Genomic DNA, 2,958 nt, shown 5'->3' with positions numbered 1-2,958 from the left:
TGTAGTGCAAAATCAATTCTGAGAACAAAAGGGCTTGGAATTGGTTGACACAATTTTGTGTTGGTTGTCCCGAACGGAGATCCATTGCTGGCAGCGGAGCCAGTTTTCCACAATGAAACGCCAACCGGCGTTGAGGCTGTGGCGATCGTGTTTGGGCATGCATTGAGCAAACTGCCAGAACTGCTCAAAAACTTCACGGAAAATACGAGCCCTGGCGGCACCATGGATTTGGAGGTGGCGTTGAGGGTCGTGATAAACCTGGCAGGGGGTTAAGCCACCGAGGCTGCGAAGCCTTCGGTGGTTGAGTTGATGGGTGGCAAGCTCGACCTCTAAGGTCATGGGCAGGTCCTTGGTCAGCACCTTCATCCGCCGATGATCCAGAGTTGCTTTGAGGTCGCGCATGCCGCGTTCCATTGATCCGTTGTAACGGGGGTATCCGGGTGGACTATTGAGGGGAAGCACTCGATGCCGTTCCAGCACCTCATCCACGGCCTGACAGTTCAGCGGAGACCCCAAGTCCCGTTTGAGGAACATCGGAGGTCCTTCGGTTCGGAACATCCGATCCAGGTAGAGTGCGATGCGTGTCCCTTCCTCTCGGGCTTGGACCAAGGGGCTGGGCAGTTGGTACTTCGAGGCCAGATCGCGCAGGGGCGTGATCTTGGTTCTCTCTGGGCCATACTCGGTGGTGTCGATGCTCCAAGCGACGCCTGGCTTAAGCCATTGAATGCGCTTCATGTCATCGGTTTTGTTTTCGCGTTCCTGAGCGACCAGCTCTTGAAAGTCGCGCCGGGAAATGAACTCCGACCATTGCTGGTAAAGAGCTCCCGTGCCTGCGGTGCGTTGCCGGCCGTGCGCTAGGCCTTTGACATCCTTCTGTAGCTGCGAGCCCTTTGGCGGTTTCTTCTTCTTAGGGCCGGCCTTTTCCAGAAGAGCTTTTCCGGCTTTACCCCGAGCGCGCCAGCGAAGCACCGTGGCGCACGGGATGAGCCGGTAGCAAAGCTCTCTCCAGGTAAACTCTCTACGAGCTTCCTCGAGTCGCTCTAGGATACGCGGTATCATTTGGAGTTTTTTTTAGTGGAGGAGCCGGACGAATCCGACTCCTCCATTTGCTGGATCAGAGCACGAAGCTCTTCACGTTCCTCATACAGGCGAACCTTCCTCTCCAGTTCCTGAACCCGATTTTGGAGTTGTTGCTGGTCGGGATCCGTCACCGAGGCCGGACGCCCCCTGGGTTGGTCCTCCAGGGAAAGCAGCAGGGCTTTGAGGGCTCGCTTCTCCCACTTGTAATACGCCTGGCGGGAGATGCCCAATTGCCGAGCCGCCTCCTGGGCTGTGAGTTGGCCAGCCCGGACCTGCAGGATCAAGCTGGCTCGATGTTGGGAGGGACTCATCGACTAGGCTTTTGCCGCAACTTCCTCCTTCTGGGCAAGCTGGATCTGCTCCAGTCGAGCCGAGAGTTTTCGGGTGTTGAGGCGCTGCTGGCGATGGCTCAAGAGCGCCTGGAGTCGAGGGCTGAGTGCCTCCCCCTTGGCCAGGTTCACTCGGGCCTCCAGCGCTTGGAGCATCCCCTCCATGGCCCGGCGTTGCCAGTATTGAAAGGTCATGGAGTTGATCTGCATTTGACGGCACACCTCCGAGGGCTTGCACCGCTCGGTCCAAACCGCCAGGACTGCTTGGGCTTTCTCCGTCGCCGAGAACGACTGGGCTAGCTGGCGTCTGGTTTTGTTCGCGTTTGAGGTCGTAGACGAGTTCTTGGTTTTCGTTTCCATTGTCGATCGAGAGTTTGAGTTTTCCTTTTTCGGCCCGGAGGATTACCGACTGTCCTTCCATACGGCCGACCATGTAGAAGGGAGCTCTGGGTTGGCCACGCAAGGCTATCTCCAGAAGATTTTCCTGAATGCCTGCCTCCATCGTTTTGCGGAGCTGGGAGGCAATCTCGAAGAAGCGATCCGCAGGGCAGAGGCCTTCAATCCCCTGGTGCGGTCGCTTGTGGTTGTAGTACTTCACCCATAGTTTGATTCGTTCCCGCGCTGACTCGAAGCTTTCAAACTGAGCTCGAGAGAGGAACTCTTGCCAGATGCTTTCCCAGAAGCGTTCGATCTTGCCCAAGGTCATGGGGTGATGTGGCCGGGATTTGAAGTGATGGGTCCCGTTCTTTTTCATCTCCGCCTGGAAGCGAGTGGTTCCACGCCAGTTGACATACTCACGCCCGTTGTCGGTGAGCATCTCCTTGGGTGGTTGATACTCGCCGGCCGCGACACGAAAGACTTCGAGCACGTTTTCGGCGGTGTGGCTACGGAAGAGGTCAGCTCCCACGATGTAACGGGAGTAGTCGTCCATAAACCCAATGATGTAGGCGTTCTTGCCTCCCAGCCGGAAGGTGAAGATATCCGTCTGCCACATCTGATTGGGTGTGGCCCGCTCGAAGAAGCGGGGCCGTGTCATGTTGCGCCGAGGTTTGGGCGGGCTTTTTACCAACCCCTCCTCGTGAAGGGTTTGGCGGACGGTCTCACTACTGGCGGGTAAAAAAAAGATCCGCCGCAAGAGTTGGGAGATCCGTTTGACGCCCCGGCTGGGTTCCTCCTTTTTCAACTCCACGATCTTGTCCCGAACGGCCTCGGGGAGTTGATTGGCACCGGGTCGACGGGGACGGTCCTTGAGCCCCTCCTCCCCTTCCTTGCGATAGCGGACGAGCCACTTGTTCAAGGCCGCTTTACTGATGTCCATCTCCTCCGCCACGAGCTCTTGGGAGAAACCTTCCTCCAGATGGAGCTTCACCGCTCGCAGTCGTTGCTCGAAGGGGCGGCGCGAATTTTTTTTCGCGGTTCCCCCCCTAGGGGGGGAGGTGTTCTTCTTCCTGTCTACTGGTTCATTATCACTCATGTTGACACTTCTCTCTTATTGAAGTGTCAACCAATTACCTGCTTAACTCGTTCTCATGAACTGGTCGTTAGCACA

The 2,958-nt window shown here is 56.9% G+C and carries 3 protein-coding genes and 1 pseudogene; all 4 read right to left on the bottom strand.

Annotated elements, in window-relative coordinates; genetic code table 11:
* Window positions 1-12: 12 nt before the first annotated feature.
* On the bottom strand, window positions 13-1,059 hold the full coding sequence (locus tag JNN07_15005; GenBank protein ID MBL9169047.1) for a hypothetical protein: 1,047 nt from the start codon (window positions 1,057-1,059) through the stop codon (window positions 13-15).
* The gene (locus JNN07_15000) at window positions 1,056-1,391 is read right to left on the bottom strand and encodes a helix-turn-helix domain-containing protein (GenBank protein ID MBL9169046.1); all 336 of its coding nucleotides are present in this window, start codon (window positions 1,389-1,391) and stop codon (window positions 1,056-1,058) included. Before JNN07_15000 ends, JNN07_15005 begins: the two co-directional genes overlap by 4 nt.
* A 3-nt stretch (window positions 1,392-1,394) precedes the next feature.
* A complete protein-coding gene (locus JNN07_14995) occupies window positions 1,395-1,769 on the bottom strand; it encodes a transposase (GenBank protein ID MBL9169045.1) in 375 nt (124 codons plus the stop codon).
* Window positions 1,770-1,941: 172 nt separating this feature from the next.
* Window positions 1,942-2,883: pseudogene (locus tag JNN07_14990) on the bottom strand (IS481 family transposase).
* Window positions 2,884-2,958: the final 75 nt, after the last annotated feature.

This window comes from Verrucomicrobiales bacterium (assembly GCA_016793885.1).
Taxonomy (GTDB): Bacteria; Verrucomicrobiota; Verrucomicrobiia; order Limisphaerales; family UBA11320; genus UBA11320.
Note: the sequence above shows the minus strand (reverse complement) of the source record. Positions and strands in the feature narration are given on the sequence as shown.

Coding starts and splice junctions, on each gene's coding strand:
- JNN07_14995 (MBL9169045.1), bottom strand. CDS start 1,769: ATGGAAACGAAAACCAAGAACTCGTCTACGACCTCAAACGCGAACAAA.
- JNN07_15000 (MBL9169046.1), bottom strand. CDS start 1,391: ATGAGTCCCTCCCAACATCGAGCCAGCTTGATCCTGCAGGTCCGGGCT.
- JNN07_15005 (MBL9169047.1), bottom strand. CDS start 1,059: ATGATACCGCGTATCCTAGAGCGACTCGAGGAAGCTCGTAGAGAGTTT.